The 16,269-nt window shown below is 65.8% G+C and carries 23 protein-coding genes; all 23 read right to left on the bottom strand.

What is annotated here, in order from left to right; translation table 11 throughout:
- Positions 1-47: 47 nt before the first annotated feature.
- Entirely contained in the window at positions 48-1,754 is a 1,707-nt protein-coding gene (locus tag JKL48_RS04995) for a hypothetical protein (RefSeq protein WP_201979347.1), read from the bottom strand.
- Positions 1,741-2,421, bottom strand: coding sequence for a hypothetical protein (locus tag JKL48_RS04990; RefSeq protein WP_201979344.1), 681 nt, complete (start codon positions 2,419-2,421; stop codon positions 1,741-1,743). Before JKL48_RS04990 ends, JKL48_RS04995 begins: the two co-directional genes overlap by 14 nt.
- Positions 2,393-3,670, bottom strand: a complete 1,278-nt coding sequence (locus JKL48_RS04985; protein WP_201979340.1) for a DNA modification methylase — start codon at positions 3,668-3,670, stop codon at positions 2,393-2,395. Before JKL48_RS04985 ends, JKL48_RS04990 begins: the two co-directional genes overlap by 29 nt.
- 3 nt (positions 3,671-3,673) lie before the next feature.
- Positions 3,674-4,294, bottom strand: a complete 621-nt coding sequence (locus JKL48_RS04980; protein ID WP_201979337.1) for a hypothetical protein — start codon at positions 4,292-4,294, stop codon at positions 3,674-3,676.
- A 96-nt stretch (positions 4,295-4,390) separates the two neighbouring features.
- Positions 4,391-4,594, bottom strand: a complete 204-nt coding sequence (locus tag JKL48_RS04975) for a hypothetical protein (protein ID WP_201979334.1) — start codon at positions 4,592-4,594, stop codon at positions 4,391-4,393.
- Between the two features lie 3 nt (positions 4,595-4,597).
- Positions 4,598-5,131 (bottom strand): hypothetical protein, encoded by a 534-nt coding sequence (locus JKL48_RS04970; RefSeq protein WP_201979331.1) that lies wholly within the window; start codon positions 5,129-5,131, stop codon positions 4,598-4,600.
- 52 nt (positions 5,132-5,183) lie between these two features.
- Positions 5,184-5,546 carry a hypothetical protein gene (locus JKL48_RS04965; RefSeq protein ID WP_201979328.1) on the bottom strand — a complete coding sequence of 121 codons (363 nt, stop codon included), beginning with the start codon at positions 5,544-5,546 and terminating at the stop codon, positions 5,184-5,186.
- A 99-nt stretch (positions 5,547-5,645) separates the two neighbouring features.
- Positions 5,646-6,635, bottom strand: coding sequence for a hypothetical protein (locus tag JKL48_RS04960; RefSeq protein WP_201979326.1), 990 nt, complete (start codon positions 6,633-6,635; stop codon positions 5,646-5,648).
- Positions 6,636-6,703: 68 nt separating this feature from the next.
- Positions 6,704-7,174: a hypothetical protein gene (locus JKL48_RS04955; RefSeq protein ID WP_201979324.1), complete on the bottom strand. Its 471-nt coding sequence runs from the start codon at positions 7,172-7,174 to the stop codon at positions 6,704-6,706.
- Positions 7,175-7,201: 27 nt separating this feature from the next.
- Positions 7,202-8,098, bottom strand: coding sequence for a S49 family peptidase (locus tag JKL48_RS04950; RefSeq protein WP_201979321.1), 897 nt, complete (start codon positions 8,096-8,098; stop codon positions 7,202-7,204).
- A gap of 235 nt (positions 8,099-8,333) precedes the next feature.
- Positions 8,334-8,873, bottom strand: a complete 540-nt coding sequence (locus tag JKL48_RS04945; protein ID WP_201979318.1) for a hypothetical protein — start codon at positions 8,871-8,873, stop codon at positions 8,334-8,336.
- Between the two features lie 10 nt (positions 8,874-8,883).
- Positions 8,884-9,417 (bottom strand): hypothetical protein, encoded by a 534-nt coding sequence (locus JKL48_RS04940; RefSeq protein ID WP_201979316.1) that lies wholly within the window; start codon positions 9,415-9,417, stop codon positions 8,884-8,886.
- Entirely contained in the window at positions 9,414-10,943 is a 1,530-nt protein-coding gene (locus tag JKL48_RS04935) for a hypothetical protein (RefSeq protein ID WP_201979314.1), read from the bottom strand. Before JKL48_RS04935 ends, JKL48_RS04940 begins: the two co-directional genes overlap by 4 nt.
- 3 nt (positions 10,944-10,946) lie before the next feature.
- Entirely contained in the window at positions 10,947-11,609 is a 663-nt protein-coding gene (locus JKL48_RS04930) for a hypothetical protein (RefSeq protein WP_201979312.1), read from the bottom strand.
- Positions 11,596-12,273, bottom strand: coding sequence for a hypothetical protein (locus tag JKL48_RS04925; protein WP_201979309.1), 678 nt, complete (start codon positions 12,271-12,273; stop codon positions 11,596-11,598). The genes JKL48_RS04930 and JKL48_RS04925 overlap by 14 nt, the downstream gene beginning before the upstream one ends.
- Positions 12,274-12,354: 81 nt before the next feature.
- Positions 12,355-12,750: a hypothetical protein gene (locus tag JKL48_RS04920; protein ID WP_201979307.1), complete on the bottom strand. Its 396-nt coding sequence runs from the start codon at positions 12,748-12,750 to the stop codon at positions 12,355-12,357.
- A complete protein-coding gene (locus tag JKL48_RS04915; RefSeq protein WP_201979305.1) occupies positions 12,747-13,013 on the bottom strand; it encodes a hypothetical protein in 267 nt (88 codons plus the stop codon). The genes JKL48_RS04920 and JKL48_RS04915 overlap by 4 nt, the downstream gene beginning before the upstream one ends.
- A gap of 35 nt (positions 13,014-13,048) precedes the next feature.
- Complete coding sequence (locus tag JKL48_RS04910; protein ID WP_201979302.1) at positions 13,049-14,401, bottom strand: hypothetical protein; 1,353 nt, start codon at positions 14,399-14,401, stop codon at positions 13,049-13,051.
- A 190-nt stretch (positions 14,402-14,591) separates the two neighbouring features.
- A complete protein-coding gene (locus tag JKL48_RS04905; protein ID WP_201979299.1) occupies positions 14,592-14,804 on the bottom strand; it encodes an ammonium transporter in 213 nt (70 codons plus the stop codon).
- On the bottom strand, positions 14,797-15,138 hold the full coding sequence (locus tag JKL48_RS04900) for a hypothetical protein (protein ID WP_201979297.1): 342 nt from the start codon (positions 15,136-15,138) through the stop codon (positions 14,797-14,799). The genes JKL48_RS04905 and JKL48_RS04900 overlap by 8 nt, the downstream gene beginning before the upstream one ends.
- Before the next feature lie 33 nt (positions 15,139-15,171).
- Positions 15,172-15,603 (bottom strand): hypothetical protein, encoded by a 432-nt coding sequence (locus JKL48_RS04895; protein ID WP_201979295.1) that lies wholly within the window; start codon positions 15,601-15,603, stop codon positions 15,172-15,174.
- A 5-nt stretch (positions 15,604-15,608) separates the two neighbouring features.
- Complete coding sequence (locus tag JKL48_RS04890; protein ID WP_201979293.1) at positions 15,609-15,920, bottom strand: hypothetical protein; 312 nt, start codon at positions 15,918-15,920, stop codon at positions 15,609-15,611.
- Positions 15,917-16,207 (bottom strand): hypothetical protein, encoded by a 291-nt coding sequence (locus JKL48_RS04885; protein ID WP_201979291.1) that lies wholly within the window; start codon positions 16,205-16,207, stop codon positions 15,917-15,919. Before JKL48_RS04885 ends, JKL48_RS04890 begins: the two co-directional genes overlap by 4 nt.
- Positions 16,208-16,269: the final 62 nt, after the last annotated feature.

The following is a 16,269-nucleotide window of genomic DNA, read 5'->3' as shown; positions in this document are numbered from 1 at the left end:
GCCTCGACCGCAGGGTCGAGGCTTAGGTGGTCGTTGGCAGCTGTCAGTTAACTGCTCACGATGAGGAGCTGAGTGAAGTCGACGCCGGCATTGACCACGTCGGTGCCCACGCTGAGCAGGTGCATGTCGACGTTGTCGGTGTAGTGGGTGGCGTGCTCCTGCGGGAAGCTCTCCTTCTTCTCACTGGACTTGACTTTCATGATGCGGCCCTTGCTGTCCTGGCTCACCGGGGCCAGCAGCATGGCCGTCACCACGTCCTTGCAGTTGACCTTATTGAAGCGGATGCGCGTGAGCTTGGGGTCGCGCTCGGCGAGCAGCTTCTGGGCCAGCAGGTAGCGCGTGCCGTGGCTGGGGGCCCGGCCGATGTTCATCCGGCGTACGCGCCAGCCGCGGGCGTTGAAGGCTTTGATAAGGGACTCGTTCAGGGTCAGCTCGCTGTCCTCGCGGCGGTTATCGCCCCGCTCACTATCGGGCAGCAGCTCAATCTCACGCTTCCCGTGGTAGGCATAGTAAGTGGTGAAGTCCTCGACCAACTCGTCGATGAAGGCCGGATGCTTGACGTGAAAGCCCTTCAGGAAGCGGTACTCCTGCTTGTCTGGGTGGGGCTGCCCCACCACCATGGTGGTAATCTTGGCGCCCCAGTCCACGGACACCCGCAGGGGCCGGTGGGCCCGGCAATCGCTGTCCATGCGGCTATCGCTCTCCAGATGGTTATCGGCCTTATCAGCCAGCACCTTCAGCGCCTTGGCCTTCAACTCCTGGCCTAGTATCAGGTCCAGCACAAACCCGTCATCGGCCGCCTCGACCACGTGGCGAGCCTGGTTGAGTTGCGGGTAAAAACCGCCCTCCACGGTGGTGGGGCGGCGGTTCATCATCTCAATCAGGAACGTGAAGTCCGTCATGAAGCGCCGCTGGTCGAGCAGGTACTGCAGGCCCAGGTTGTGGATGTTGTCGAAGGCGTTGGCCTCCGAATAGAAGGTGCCTTTGTCCTTGGCCGAGGGGAAGTAGGTGATGTCGCGTAGGAACTTCAGCACCTCCGTTTTCCAGATGTGCAGCTTCTCCTCGTCGGTTTTGGCGTCCAGAAAGCGCACCTGCGCGTCAATCAGCTCATTCTGCCGCTCCACCAGGTCCACGCCCTCGTCCTCGTAATATTTCGACTTGTCGAGCAGCCAGCGGCCGTTATCGCCCCAGGGCATCGACGAAAACAGGAACACGCCGTGGTGCATCGGGTTTTTGCCGAAGTACTGCCCGTTGCCCCGGTTAGTAGCCGAGAGGTCGGCATCCAGCTTGTTTTTATCGAAGAGCAGGGCCTCGTCGCCGATAAAGCCGTCCACGTTCAGGCCGCGGCTGGCACTGCCCCCGGCATCGAGCGAGACCAGGTGAAAGCCGGTGCCGTTCTTGAAAATGATGAAGTGGTCGTAGCTCAGCGGCCCTTCGTAGGGCCGGTCCCAGTTCAACGTGGGCGGGGGCTTGCGGCCGATGTAGTAGTCGCGGTTCAGGCGGTAACCCAACCGCTCCAGAGACGCCACGGTCGAGGGCAGCGTGCGGGTGAGCACCTGCTTGTAGGTCGAGCCGACAATCACCCAGCAGCTGCGGGGCATCGTCGACACAATCTTGTGAATGTCCCAGGCAATGATGCTGGACTTGCCGGTCCCGCGGCCCCAGACGCTGACGCCCTCCTTTTTCCGGCGGGCCGTGACGTAGCGCAGCTGGGGCTGGTTAAAGGTGAGTTGGACCTGGTCAACGACTACCATCCGGCAGCTCCTTTCCACTGGTTTCGGCCAGCATGACTTGCATGGCATCGGCGCCAAACACGTTTTGGCTCACCGCGTCCTGGATGAGTTCGTAATCGGCATCGGAGATGTTATCGAGCTGGCTGATGTCGAATTGCCGCGGTTTGCGGCCCTCCAGGCTCATGTGGATGACATACGACGTGTTGCCCGAGCCAGAGCCATCCTCCTCGCCGGCCGCATCAGCCCGCAGCAGGCCCGAGACGTTGGCCTCGAACTTCATGGCGGCCATGGCCCCTTTCACGTCCGGCGGGCGCATGGTGAGGCACAACTGGAGCAATTTGCGGGCAAACTCCAGCAGCACGGCCCGGCGGCCCTCCTTCTTCACCTTTTTCACGTCCCCGAACAGGTTCTGGGCGTCGCGCAGCCGGCGGTAGCACGTGGCCCGGCTGATGGCGAATTGCTTGGCCAGCAGCGGCCAGGCCTGCTCAAAGGAGTGGTAGTTCAGAATCAGCCCATACGCGGCCTCCAGCTGGCTGTGCACCAACTTATCGTCGCGGCTGAGGCCATCCAGCCCGGTGCCGTTTTCGTCGTGATAGGCGGCGAAAATGCGCTCCACGGCGGTGGACCTGGCCAGCAGCAACTGGTCGGCGTGGGGCAGGCTATTGGGCGAAGGCAGCGAGTTGCTCATCGGTCAGTTCCTCCCCGTTGCGGATGATGGTGAAGCGACGGTGGTTGTCGCGCATAAACTGGAGGTAACGGCGCACGTGCACGTCGACGTAGCGCGGGTCCAGCTCCACGAGGCGGGCCTGGCGGCCACTCATTTCGCACACGATGAGCATCGTGCCCGAGCCGCCGAAGCCGTCGAACACGATGGCGCCGGGCGTACTGGAGCACTCCACGAGGTACTGCTGAATATCCAACGGTTTCATGGTCGGATGCTCGGCATTGCGCTGCGGACGGTCGAACTGCAGCACGGTGGTCTGCTTGCGGTCGGAACACCAGGTGTGGGCCGCCCCCTCCTTCCAGCCGTAGAGAATGGGCTCGTGCTGCCAGTGGAAGTCCTGCCGGCCCATCACGAACTGCTGCTTGACCCACACCAGGCACTGGCTCAGCTTCAGGCCGGCCTCCTTGAAGGCCAGGCGGAAGTTGGCGCCTTCGCTATCGGCGTGAAACACGTAGATGGGCGCCCCTTCGCGCATAAACGCAAAGCAGTTGACGTAGAAGTCGTAGAGGAACTGGCGGAAGTCGCCGTCGCCCATCGCGTCGTTTTCAATCTTGAGGGCCTCCTTGGTTTTGCCCTGGTAGTCGACGTTGTAGGGCGGGTCGGTGTTGACCAGGTCAACGAGCACGCCCTCGCCCACCGCGCGGCCTACGACGTCGGCATCGGTCGAGGAGCCGCACACCAGGCGGTGCAGCAGCGCCTGGCCGTCGCTGTGAAACTCGTACACGTCACCCAGCGCCGACACCGGCACGGCCGGCGGCGTGGGGTCGAACTCCTGCTCCTCGGCCGGCGGCAGCAGCGAGGCCGTGAGCTTGGCCAGCGCATCGAGCGCGGGCACGTCCATGATGGCCTGCAGGTGCAGGTGGCTGAAGTTATCAATCAGGCTCTGGTAGTCCCAAACGCCGGCCCCGACGTTACTGACGATGTTGTACTCGTCGAGCTCGTCTTTCGTGAGCTGGCGGTTGGGCATCCGCACGTCGATGATTTCCTCGCCGCGGCCGGCATCGAGGAGCATGGCCAGGCGCTGGTGGCCGGCCACAACGACGTCGTCGGTGTTGATGGCCGGAATTTCGACCAGGTTGAACTTGGCCAGGCTTGCCTGCAGGCGCGCCCGGCCCTCGTCGGTGAGGATGCGGGGGTTGTAGCTCAGCGGCACCAGGTCGCGCACGCGGCGCCGGGCATTGTGCCACTCCAGGGGGATGAATTCGTCAGACACGGATTAGGATTTAAGTTTTGAGCGGATAAGGGTGATTTCGGCTTCCGCCCCGGCCAGGTCGGCAGCGCGGTCGGGATTTTTGCGGAGCTTGGTGCGCTGGCTCACCAGGTTGCCCAGGCGCTGGCGCAGCACGCCAGCATCGGTGATTTCGGCCGTGGGCACCGGGCCCGGCAGGCGGCCGTGCTGCCGCACGTGCGCTTCGGCGGCCTTCAGCTTCCCTTCCTGGTCGGTCAGGGCCAGGATGCGGACAGCCAGCTCGTAGCGGGCCCGTTTGCCCAGGTTGCGGGCCGTGAGCTGCGCGTGGCGCTGGCTGCGCTCGTCACGCACGGCCCGTAGCTGCTGGCGCACGGTGGCCAGGATGGGCGAGGTGGGCCCACCGGTCGGCGCCACCGGCTCCGCAGCGGCAGCGGGCGGCGCGGGCGGGGTCGGCCCGGCGATTTCCGGGCGCCCGCCGGCCACCAGGGCGCGGAGTTCGCGCACCAGCGCCTGGCGGCTGTGGACCGTCTCCGGCAGGGCAAAAAGGCGCAGGTAGGTCTTGTTGGTGCCCACCTGCGCGTAGAGGGCCGCGCCCTGCGCGTAGGGCTGCGCGGAGGCCAGCCAGGCGGTGATGTTGCCACGTTCCATGCCCCGAAGTTGCCGATGGATGTCACGGCAAAAAAGGACGTAAAAAGGCCCCGTTGCGCGAGGCAACGGGGCCTTTCCCGGCTGTTCAGGCTGACTTCAGTTCGCCGACTTGGGACGTTTGCGCTTCGGGACTAAGTAGGTGAACAGCGGGTCCTTCACCAACTCGTCCGCTTCGGCCACGGTCAGCGTGCGCAGGTCAATCGTGCGCCCGAGCCGCTGGATTTCGACCCGGCAGGGGACGATGCGGCACCGGTACTTGGCGGCGACCTCGGGTTGAAGCTGGTGAATTGATTGGGCCATCGCTTAGGGCTTCATCGTGACGTCGCCCTCGTAGATGTAGAGGCCGTTGGCGTAGCACTCCCCTTTCACGGTGAAGCCGCGACGGCCGCTGGAAAGCTTACCCGAGTCGTAGTCGCAGGCCAGCTCCACCGGCAGGCCTTCCGAGCCCACCTGCAGGTAGGTGCCGTCGGCATCGGGCACCAGCATGATGAGGCCCAGGTTTTTCACCACGCGGGCGAACTCCAGGGCCGCGGCCCGGTTGCCGGGGTGGAAGCCCTCGAAGCTCACCTTCAGGCCCCGGCCGTCGCGCTCGCCGACAATGGCGGCCTTGAGCTGGTTGGAGTCGAGGGTGATGTACTGCTTGGTGAAGCCCTTGCCCGTCTTGAAGACGTGGTCCGCGACGATGCGGGCCGTTTCGCCGGGCGTGGTGCCGGTTTTCGGCGCCTTGGCGATGGTCGTGAAGTCGTCCTCGCGCGCCGTCAGCACATAGCCCAGCAAGCCGGGCGTGTTGTCGTCGCCCTGGGGGCCTTCGAGGTTGCTCAATGCAAACGTATTCATATCGAATCGCTTCAGTCAGTGGATAATGGATTAATCGCCGGGCCGACCCCGACTATTCGGCCTGCGCCTCGAGGAGCTGGAGCAGGCCCGACTCGTCGTCGAGCAGCTGCTGCACCAACGCGGGGTTGGCCTGCAGCTCGTCGTGCTTCACCAGTTGGCCGGCGGCGGTGGTAAACTGGCCGGCCAGCACCTGGTAGTGCTGGCCCTCGTGGGTCACCACTGACAATTGGCCGGCGCCCTGGGCCTTGGCGGCGGCCAGCTGCTGGGCCTGACCCTCGATGATGGCGTCTTTGGCGCTGGACTCCTCGCGCACGCGCTGGATTTCTTCGCCGTGGGCTTTGCCCTGGTCGGCCAGTTGCTTTTTAAGGGCCGCGATTTGCTGCGCGGGCGTCAGCTCTTTGTTATCGTCTGCCATGATGCGGCGGGATTAAGCTTGGAAAATGAGGGAACACAACTACTGCTGAAATGCCAACGGACGCACCCGGCCGGTCACGTGGGCCGGCCGGGTGGCTGCTTACAGGGTGAGGTCCTTGTCGTTGGTGAACACCGCCTCGAGCACCGGGAAGCCCAGGCCCTTGTAGAAGTCGGTGTAGATGAACACCTGGCGCTTGGCGCTCTCGATGCGCACGGCGCGGGTGTTCACGGCCTTTTTGGTCAGGCGCTTGCGGTTGTCCTTGTGCGAGGCCCAGATTTTCTGGGAGTCGCCCATCGAGTTGAGGCCCACCACGCGGTGGTTGGTGAACTCAATCGGGTAGGACTGCAGCTGGTCGCCGTTGCCGTCGATGATGGGGTTGGCCTCGGTGGCGTTGGTGTCCAACCGGTACTTGGCGTGGCGGCCCACGGCGTAGCGCCGGGCCAGCGTGGTGTTCATGCACACCTCCATCGCCCGGCCCCGGTAGCGCAGCGTGAAGCTGGCGGCGAAGGCTTCCACGTACTCGCAGAAGGCCTGCGGGTCGGTGGGGATGGCGCCCAGGGCGATGGGCGTGATTTTGCTGGCGGCAATGGCGCGGTTGATGACCGTGCGGATGCCGTCCATGCCGGTGCCGGCGGCACCGGGCGTGCCGGCCGTGGGGGCCACGAACTTGCCGAAATAGATTTCGTTCAGCTCGTAATCCTCGTCCAGGCGGGCGTAGAGGTGCTCCTCCACGAGGTAGCGCACGAAGGGCCACTGGGCGCGGTCCAGGTTGCTGTCGGCCAAAAAGCCCAGCCACGAGGACTCCAGCTTGTCGGGGTTCTCCTCCAGGTCCACCTTGAAGGGCGTCTGGGTGAGCACGATGGGGGCGGCCTTGAGCTCGCCCAGTGGGGTCCAGCCGGGTTGGAAGGGCTGCAGCACGCGGCTGAGCTCGGTCGAGCCCATCTGGTACGACGTGTCGTCGGTCGGAATCAGACCGAACAGGGCCTCGGTCTGCGACGCGATGTAGGGCTTTTTGAGGATGCGCGAGAGGTTCTGGCCCCCGTTGCGGTAGTAGTTGCCGTACTCGGTGATGATATCCTGGATATCCATCGGTTAAGGGATTGAAGTGAGGAGAATGGAGCGCCGGCTTCGGTCGCCGGAAATGAAAAAGCAGGGGCTTAGCCGAACATCGGGTGGCCGGCGATGGCCTTGTTGTGGGGCAGCTCGTCGATGGCCTGCTGGTGGACGTCGGGCTCGGTTTCTTCCACATCCGTCTCGCCGGCCTTCAGCACGGGCGTGGTCTGGGTAGCACCGGGCAGCTTGTCGAACTTGTCGGCTTTCACCTTGTAGCCGTCGCGCTGGGCCACGAGGGCCTCGATGGAATCGGCACCGGCAGCAGCCAACGCATCGGTGGTGGCTTTGGCGGCATCAGCCGCGGCTTTCTCAGCCACGTCGACGCGGCCGGCCTTCTCGGTCAGTTCGGTGAACGAGGCCTCGTTGATGAGCTGGGCACCTTTGATGCCGGCTTCCGTCAACTCTTCGTTGGCGGCGACGGCCTCTTCGGCCGTCACGGTTTCCTTGCCCACCAGGGCCGTCATGGCCGCGCCAAAGACGAGGGCAGCACCCGCTTTATTGAACAGATTTAACATGGGATTATTGAAAAAATGGGGTTGAGGTTAGGGGCGTTTCTGGCCTTCCTGCACCAGGCGCACGCACTCGCCCAGGGCATCCTGAAAGGAGCCCATGGCGTCGATGAGGCCGATTTCGCCGGCCTGGCTGGCGTAGAAGGTTTTGCCGGCCGCAGCGCCGGACTTCTCGAAGAGCTTGGCATCGAGCTTGCCGGCGCGGTTGGCGCGCACGTCGCCCAGAAAGCCGGTGGCGATGGCCGTCAGGCTGGCTTTCACGGCGGTGTAGTCGCCTTTGGCCGCGGCGGCGAAGTCGGCGTTTTTCTGGGTGCTCTGCTCGGCGTACACCTCGTGGAACTGCACGCCCAGCTTCTCGAAGTAGGGCTGGGCGTCCATCCAGCTGGCCATCACGCCGATGCTGCCGATGGTGCACGTCTCGTGGGTGGCGATGAGGGTGTTGGCCGCCGAGCCAATCCAGTAGGCGGCCGAGCACATCAGGCCGTCCTCGCACAGGGCCACGACGGGTTTGCCGGCCGCCTGGCAGGCTTTCACGCCGTCGACCACGCTCTGGGTGCCGAACACCTGCCCGCCGGGCGAGTCGATTTTCAGCAGCACGGCCGAAATCTCCTGGTCGCGGGCCGCCCGCTGCAGGTCACCGGCGATGGTCATCAGCCCCACCGGCCCGCAAAACTGGTCGGCCTTCAGCAGCGGACCACTCACGCCCATCACCCGGACGATGAGGCCGTCGGTGGTACCCCCGCTGGAACCACCACTGGCCGCTTGCTGGCGGGCCCCGTAAGCGATGATGCCGCCGGCCGTGACCGTGGCCACGAAGTCTTTCGGGGCCGCTTCCGCCCGCAGTTCGGCCAGGTTCTCCCCCGTCACGAGCGGGCCGTTGCCGGTCAGCAGGTTGGCCAGCAGCGGCAGGTACGTTTGGGCGTGTTCCATCGAAATGGCCCACGGCGAAGAGATTAGGCGGGAGAATAAGCCGAGCATCGTTCCGGGTTGAATGACACAAAGCTGCCGGCGGCCCAAACCGGGAAAAAGGACACGAAAAAGCCCCGCCGGGTGGGGCGGGGCTTTAACGCCTTCACGAAAACGCCTTCACGAATTTAGCAGCGCAGCCGGGCAGTGCCAGCCCAGCCAGAACAGCAGGCTAGCCAGCAGCAGCCAGCCACCGATTTTAAGCAGGGAAGCTATCACGGTAGGGCACGCTTCCCAGGGCGTGTTGCGTAGCTGGGCCATCGGCCGGGTCACCGTAAATAAAGTAGGGGGCCTGGTTGGCGCTTTCCATCGCGGCCTGCACCGGTCCCACCATGTCCTGTGCCCCGCTGTTCATCTGCGCCTCGTAGGCGTCGCCCCGGCGCAGCAGCGGACGCGCATCGTCCGCAATTTTCGCCAGCCATTCGGCATCGGTTTCCTGCACGCGCTCAAAAGCCAGCGCGGGCGGGCTGGTGGCCAAGTCCAGGACCTCACGGTTCGAGGCCATGTAGGTTCGCATCCGGCGCGGGCACAAAATGGGCGCTTCCTCGCCCGGGGTACCATCGGGCAGTGTGTGGTGGTGGGTGATGAGCACCGTGATGAGAATGGCCAGTTCCAGTCGGTCGGGGTGCTGAATCACGTTAACGCCGATGCGGCGGGTGCGGCGCTGAAACACGACGCCATCCCACAGAAGCGGGTTCACCCAAACGTCGAGAGCAGTGTGTTGGTGGGGTGTTTCCATACTTGAAAAGTTAAGAAATTAAAATAGGGTCGGTGATGCACTGGGTCCAATCCCCAACCTGAAATGCTTGTATCATTTGCCCGTCAAGCAAGACGTAAATGTGTTGCCCGGAATCCCCAAAACGCTGCCGGGCATAAAAGTTAAATTGGTAATATCGGCCGGTCGTTAGCGTGATTACCTGCGAAACGCCGACCCCGCCACCTTGCAGAACCAGGACTTGTGAACCCTCAATGTCGCCGGGATAAAAGGGGCCGACTTGATGGCAAATGATGGCGTTTCCTTCGTTTACCTTTTGCCAAAGGCTAACAGCTGGGTCCATGTCGGCCATGTTGCCAAAGCCAACCACTTGCGCCTCGAAGCTCTCGTTGGCAATGATGCCCGGTATCCACTGCCCGTCTAGCCCTTGAACGTGGATATAATCCAAAAAATAGCTCCGGTCCCCCGGAAGTGCTTCTGTCACAAAAGCCAGCGTAACGGCCTTGGGAACTCCAGCGGGGCTGGTGGCGGCTTCTGCCCCCATAAGTAATAGCAGGCGGCGGTTCATGCGCGGGGAATAATGGCGTATTGAATCTTACCCGCTGTCGCGGTGGGTGCAATCCAGAACACGTAGCGATGCTTTTGCCCAGCGGTGAACGTGCCGCTGCCCTCGAAATCACCGTCCAGTACCGGAGCCGTACAGCCTGTCCCCAGCAGCGCCGTGACGACAGCATGCGGCGTGAGCACCGATTTGTCAAACGTGAACGTGCCGCTGCTCAATTCCTGGTAGTCGCGGTCCTGGTCGAAGTGAATCACGGTGCCGGTGCCGATGGCCACGGCGGCCCCGCTGGCCACTACCACGTTGCCGGCGGCGTCGGGCGCGGTGCCGTTGATGGTTTTGACCGTGCCCATTTTGCCGTACAGCTCGTTCACGGCCGCCACCAGGCTCCCCTTGGCCGTCGTGAGCAGGTTGCTCAGCGTGCCAAGGAAGCCGGCATTGGCGGCAAGCTGCTGGGTGTGCTGCTGCTGGGTAGCCAGCATGGCGGCCGTGCCGGTTTCGTCGGCGGCCTGCTGCGCGGCAATCTCGGCCAGCGTATCCAGCGCCTCCGGCGCGCCGGCGACCAGGTTATTGAGCCGGTCGGTTTGGGCATCAATGGCCGCCTGCAGCTGCGACACGGCCGCGCTGCTGTCCCCGCCCAGCGGCACCCACACGTCGGCGCTGCGGCCGGTCCAGGCCAGGCACATTTCAAACGCCGGCCGGCGCACGCCATCAGCGTCCTGGGCCCGAAACGACAGGGCCGCGGCTTGGCGGTTCATCCCCTCGAATACGAGCACCGTCCGCACGGCACCGGTCCCGCGCTCCTGGCTAGCCAGGCGGATGGTAAACGTCGGCTGGTACGTGCCCAGGTCGCTGTTCTGCTCGTGGCTGGTGGCGCTCAGGGGCGCAAACGGCTTGTAGTTCGGGTCCGAGTCCAGCCCGGTCGGCAGCGGGGTGGCAAACTGGCTGATGTTCTGCTTCACCTCAAACAAGCGCGTGACGGCCGGCGTTAGGTCCGTAAACGTGTGCTGGTACACTTCCCCCTTATAAAGGGGCGTGTCATCCAGCGGCAGCACCGGGTAGGAGGACATGCGCTGCTCATCGGTGCCGCTGGTGCGCACCCACTGGGCCCAGACCCGCGTGCCGGTGGTGGCCTTGGCGTCGACCAGGGCCTGCACCGGGCCGGTGGCCAACGGCAGCAGCTTGAAATACACCGGGTCGGCCCGCACGCCGGTGGCCGCGGTGGCCGCATCCACGCCGTTCTCGGCCATCGCCTCCATGCCCAGGATGCGGTAACGGGGCGGAATCAGGCTCGTATCAACGGTGGGCTGGCCCCCGACCAGCACCACGTTGGGCGTGCGGAACACCGCCCCGCGCACCAGGTTGGTCGTGAGGTCGGCCAGTTTGACGAAGGTCTTGTCCACGTCACCACTGAAGTCCCGAAAGGAGCGCTCCGTGATGTTCATGAACTCATTGTCCGCGAAACGCACCAATTGAGCCGGGAGGAACTCCGGCTCGATGGGCAGGCTGGGCGGGGGCGTAGTCGAAGCAGCCATAAGTTAAACGATGGTAAAGGCCACCCGGAAGCCCGAGCGCAGCACCACGGTGCGGCCGGCGTCGACGGTGGCCAGTAGGTTGCCGCGCCGGTCGCGGATGTCAATGTTGCCGCCGGCAGTACCCAGTACCAGGCCCGACTCCAGCCCCAGGCCCGACACTTCCCAGGTCCCCAGGTAGGGCCGGGCCCGGCGGGGCGTCTCGCCGCTGAGCGTCCAGTCGTAGTTGTTGCGCGTGCCGCTGACCAGGCCTGCGTCGTAGGCATCCTTCCAGCTCAGCGGCTGCTCGGGCGTGCCCACGAGCTGCACCTCGCCGTTGTGGTCGCGGTAGAGGGCCACCAGCTCCTGCCCTTCCAGCGCTTCGAGGCCGGCCGCCAGCGCGGCCGTGTGCCGGGCCAGCGTGCCGGTGAGCGTCTGGGCGTAGCTGTTGCCGTGGCGGCCCAGGTCCTTGGGCGCTTGCTTGTAGCGCACGCTCTCGCGCACGCTCACCAGCTGGTACCAGCAGGCGCCCGGCGCCAGCACCAGGTTTTGGGCGATGACCAGCTCGCCGGTGGCGGGGAAGTTGAGCAGGTCGGCCGCGCGGGTGTACCACAGGGCCTCGATGCCGCCCAGGTTGTCGTCCGGCGCCTGGGCCAGGTTGCGCAGGTCCTCGGGCTTAGGAGCGGGCATGGTAAAATTCGGTTTCAAAGAGCGCAATCGGCAGCTTCATAAGTTGCTCACGCACAGCCTTAAAGGTGTCCTTGTGGGACAAAACGCCCGTTTTTAGGGACACCAGGCCCTTTTTTCGGGACACTTCGCCGATTTTTTGGGACGAATTCATCGAAAAATTCCCGGTGGTGGCCCGCTTTTTCTTCTTGGCAGGCAACTCGGCGTTGCGCTGCACCAGCTTGCGCAGCGACTCGTAGGAGCGGTCGTCCTCCATGATGTCGTAAAAGACCATGAAGGAGCGGATGGCGTCCTTGATGGTGGCCCGCCGGTCGACGTGCTTGCCCACCCACCAGTAGAGCTCCGCGTTGAAGTGGTCGTCCACCGTGTCGTTGAACTGGAAGATGGCGTAGGGCGTGAGCTTGCCGCGGGTCAGGTCGTAGTAGGCGGCGTTGAAATTGCGCAGGTTCACGCCCAGCGTGGCCGTGCAGTCGTCGATGCTGCCCTCGTGGCGCGCCGACTTCACCGGCTTGCGCAGCAACAAGTCCAGGGCCAGCCCGAAGCGGTTGCTTTTCGAGAGCACGTAATCCTCCAGTTGCAGGGGCGCCTCGCTGAGGCGCGTGAGTTTGAGGTGCACCTGCAGGTACTTGAGCAGGTAGGGCCGAATGGGAAAGTCAATTCTCTTCACGGGGGTAGCGGACTTGGCGTAATCAAACCTACCGCGGGCAGCGACGGGGCAAAAGGACGAAGAAGCGGCGCGGGCCGGGGCTCAGGTGGGAATGCGCAGGAGGTGCTCCAGGTTGAGGGCTTGCTGCTGGAACTTGCCCACCACGACCTGCACCTGCTGCTGCCCGAGCGCGCCCAGGCCGCAGTAAGGCAGGCAAAGCCGGTAGTGCAGCAGCACGGCCAGCTGGTCGTAGCTCACGCGAAAGGCGCGCGGCCGGGGCCGCTGGCCGGGCCGCGGGGGCGCGGCCCGCTCGCGCTGGTGCAGGCGGCCGAGCCGGGTGGCCAGGGTGCTCAGGGCCGGCAGGGCGATGGCCTCCAGCAGCGGCACCGGCCGGGTGGCGTGGGTCACGTCGCGCACGAGCACGCCCAGGGCCGCGGCCAGCACGCCGGCCTCGCCCCGCTCGAGCAGCACCCGCTGGTCGAGGGCGGGCAGCCTCATACCCAGGCCCCGTTTTTCAGGCGGGCCACTTCCTGGCCGGTTTGCAAATCGTAGAGGATGGCCACACTCACGTGCTGCTGCACGCGCTCGGCGTACTTCTTCAGCCGCTTAATCTCCAGCTCGCGCGGGTCGGCCGGCGTGTAGGTACTGGCGTTGTGACGGCCGTGGAAAGTGCGGGAGTTGCCGTCCTTGAAGTAAATCAGCAGCTTGGTGAGGGCTTCGTCCTTGAGTTTCTGGCCGGCGGCCGAGGGCAGATGTGACATAAACGGGTCGGGATTAAGTGGAGGTGGAGAATGCATCAGGCTTTGCCGCCAGCGGCGATGAGGTAGAACTTTTCCAGGGCGCGCGGGTCGCGCAGGGCCTGCACCTTCTTCAGGTGCTTGTGGTAGAGCTGCGAGGCGGTCAGGGCCAGCACGCGCCGGCTGGCCGTTTTCAGGCGCCAGCCGCGCAGCTCGGCCCCGGCCCGGCGCAGGGTGGTGGCCACGTGGTAATCATGGCGGCGCAGCATCTTCTGGGCCAGCCACTCCTCGGTGGCCGCGAAGCCCTGGGCGTTTTCGCGGTCGAAGTAGCCGCGGCCCAGCACGATTTCGGCGTAGGGCGCCGGCAGGAAGCGGCCGGGGTGGCGCTTGAGCCAGTCGGCCACCAAATCGACCCGCTCCAGGGCCTGCTGGTGGTAGAGGCCCCACTCCCGCTCGCTGAGCTCGGCCCGGAAGGCCCCGAACACACCGAACCAGATGGCGTTCTGCGCCCGAGCGTGCTGGGCCTCGTCGAAGGCCACCTCGGCGTAGAGCTGCTGCCGGGCGTAGGCCCAGAGCGACATCACCCACTGCTTCTGCTCGCGGGTCGGGCCCGCTGGCGGGGCCGTGGGCGCGGCCTGGGCCTTTTGGCGGGCCGTGGCCCGCGGCAGGCGCCGCGGCCCGGCGTGGGCCTTTTCTGACGCTGGCACGGCCGGTGCTGCTTCGGCCTGCGGCCCTGTGTTGCCAGTAAGTGTTGCCGGTGTGGCCCGTTCCGGGGCCGGGGCCTCGTGCGGCAGTAATTTTTCCCCCTGGCTAGTTTCCAGTTTCCGTGTTTCCAGTGTTTCAAATGCTACACTAAGCGGAAATTTTGTTTGCTCACCCTGGAGAATCGCGCCGATTTGCAGGCGGTCTAAATCGCTTTCCACCGCGTTTTCGGGGGTTTGCCACAGGTATTTGGGGTTTATCCACAGCTCGAAGTCGGCGCGGGTGCCGTGCCAGGCCTTGGCCGTAAGGGCGCCGAGCTTGAGCAGCAGGTCCAGGTGGGTGCGCACCGAGCGCGCCGACATGGAGAAGCGCCCGGCCAGTTGCTTGCAGTTGACCGAAATGCTGGGGGGCTGCGGCAGGCCATCGGCCCCGGCCGGGCCCGGGTCCAGGCCCTCGCGGTTGCGGCGCTCCAGCGCGCGCAGGCCGAGCAGAATCAACTCGCTCATCGTGTTCTTGGCCGTGGCCGGGGCGGCCTTGGGCTGCACGTAGTAGCGCTCGGTGCGGGCCGGCGCGAGCACGCGGCCCTCGGCGTCGACCTTGGCCCGGTGGGTGCGGCAGCGCAGCTGCAGCGGCAGGGCCGCGCACTGCGTTTCGTAGTCCTGGTGCCAGCGCCGGCGGGCCTGGGCCAGGGTCAGCGGAAGTGGTAGCATGAAAAGGATGGTGAGGTCGTAGGTGAGGGGTGAGGAAAAAGTGGCGTGGGCAGGCGGGGCGTGTCCGCCCCTGCCGCCCCGCGCCGGAACTGCGGCTGCAGACCCTGTGCTCCCCGACCGGCGGCGAAGCCGGCCCTCCCGCCACCACGGCGGGCGCCCTACGCGGTGGGCTCGGGGAAGAAAAAGCGCCCTAGCCGGCCACGGGGCCGTTGTCGGGGGTGAACTGGGTGATGGCCGCCGGCACCGGGCCCGGCCGCCGGCGCTCGAGCTCCTCGCCCAGCAGCCAGCGCAGGGTGAGCACGGCCTTGGCCCCGGCCCTGTCCTGGGGGCGCACGGTGTTGAGCCAGGCCAGCACGGCCTCCGGCTCGGCGCAGAAGCGGGGCCAGGGCGTGGGCTCAGGCACGGCTCCCCCCTTCTTTCGGCGCGCCCAGCATCGCATTCACAGCCCGCAGGCGGCTGCGCAGCGCGTCCACGTCGGCCAGCAGGCCGTTCTCGCGGCCCGCGTCGGCCGGCACGTCGCCGTAGCGCAGGCGCTCCAAATCGTGCTCGGCGTCGGCAATGGAGGCGAGCAGTTCCCCGCGCTCCACGCGCAGGGCCTGCCGGCGCTGCGGGTCGGGGGCGGGCAACTGGGTGAGCGGCAGCAGGCGCACCGGCCGGCACAGGTTGTGGCTCAGGGCCAGGGCGAACCCGGCCAGCCCTTGGTCGGCGGGGTTCGAGGTGTAGACGTTGATAACCATGCGAAGGAGGCTAGAAAAGGGAGAAAAGCGGGGTCAGGAGGCCGGCCGCAGCGGGGCAGCGTTGTCCGGGGCAGCGTTGTCCGGGGTGGGCTGCTCGGGGCGCGGCGGCACGGCCGGCACCACGGTCTCGGGGGCGGCCAGCAGCGGCGCCGGCAGCGTGGCCAAATCGAAGGCCTCGCCGCGCTCGTAGGCCAGCAGCGCCGGCCAGGGAATGCGGGCCTCGGAGGTGAAGTAGTAAGCCTGCAGGGTGATGGGCTGGCCCTTTTTGCCGGTTTTGCCCGTTTTGAGCCAGCGGCGCACCGTGGCCACGTCCACGTCGCAGACGGCGGCGAGCTTGGCGATGCTGTAGAGCACCACCTCGCTGGGGGCGGCAGCGGAAGCGGTGGGCAGGGCTTCCACGCGGGAGAGCAGGGCGCGGGCCCACTGGTCGAAAAAGCCCACGGTGAGCAAATCGGCGGCGGTCATCGGATTCAGGCAGCTTTGGGGGGAAGGAGCACGTGGTATTCACGGCGGCAATCGGTCACGTCGATTTCGCGGATGCCGGCCGGCGGCTCGTCCACCAGCCACCTTTCGGCGGCGGTAAAGCCTTCTTCCTGGGCCGTGCGCAGGTCGAGCGGCATCGAGCCGTTGACGTAGACCGTGAGGTGGCCGGCGCGGTAGCAGTAGCCCAGGATGGGCTCCGGGGCCGCCACCAGGGCCGCCCCCGCCGGCAGCGCGTCGAGGCGCAGGCGCTTGCCGGTGCGGGCGTCGGTGAGCGAGACGGGCGTGGCGAACGTCTTCATGCCGAGACGGGCCGGGAGTGGACGGAAGCAGCCGGCGCCACCGGGCGGCCCGCGACGTGCAATTCCCCGCGCAGGCGCTGGCGCCGCTGCTCTTCCCAGGCCAGCACCAGCGGGGTTTCTTCCTGGTAGTGCGGGTGGGTGGCGTTGATTTCGCGCACCCGGCGCCGGAGCTGCTTCAGGGGCGCGAGCTGCACCAGCGCCGGGGGCAGCAGCGTGGCGGTGAGAGTGGCCAAATCGCGGATGCAGGGCTTGCGCATCGGCACGGCGGGGTCGGTGTTGAGGTGCATGGGAAACAGCGCTTCAGGTGAGGAAAAAGCAGAAATCAATGGGCATGAGGGTACCGTTCACC

The sequence above is a fragment of the Hymenobacter rubidus genome (assembly GCF_016734815.1).
In the GTDB taxonomy this organism is placed as follows: Bacteria; Bacteroidota; Bacteroidia; order Cytophagales; family Hymenobacteraceae; genus Hymenobacter; species Hymenobacter rubidus.
This window is presented reverse-complemented; position numbering and strand designations above follow the sequence as displayed.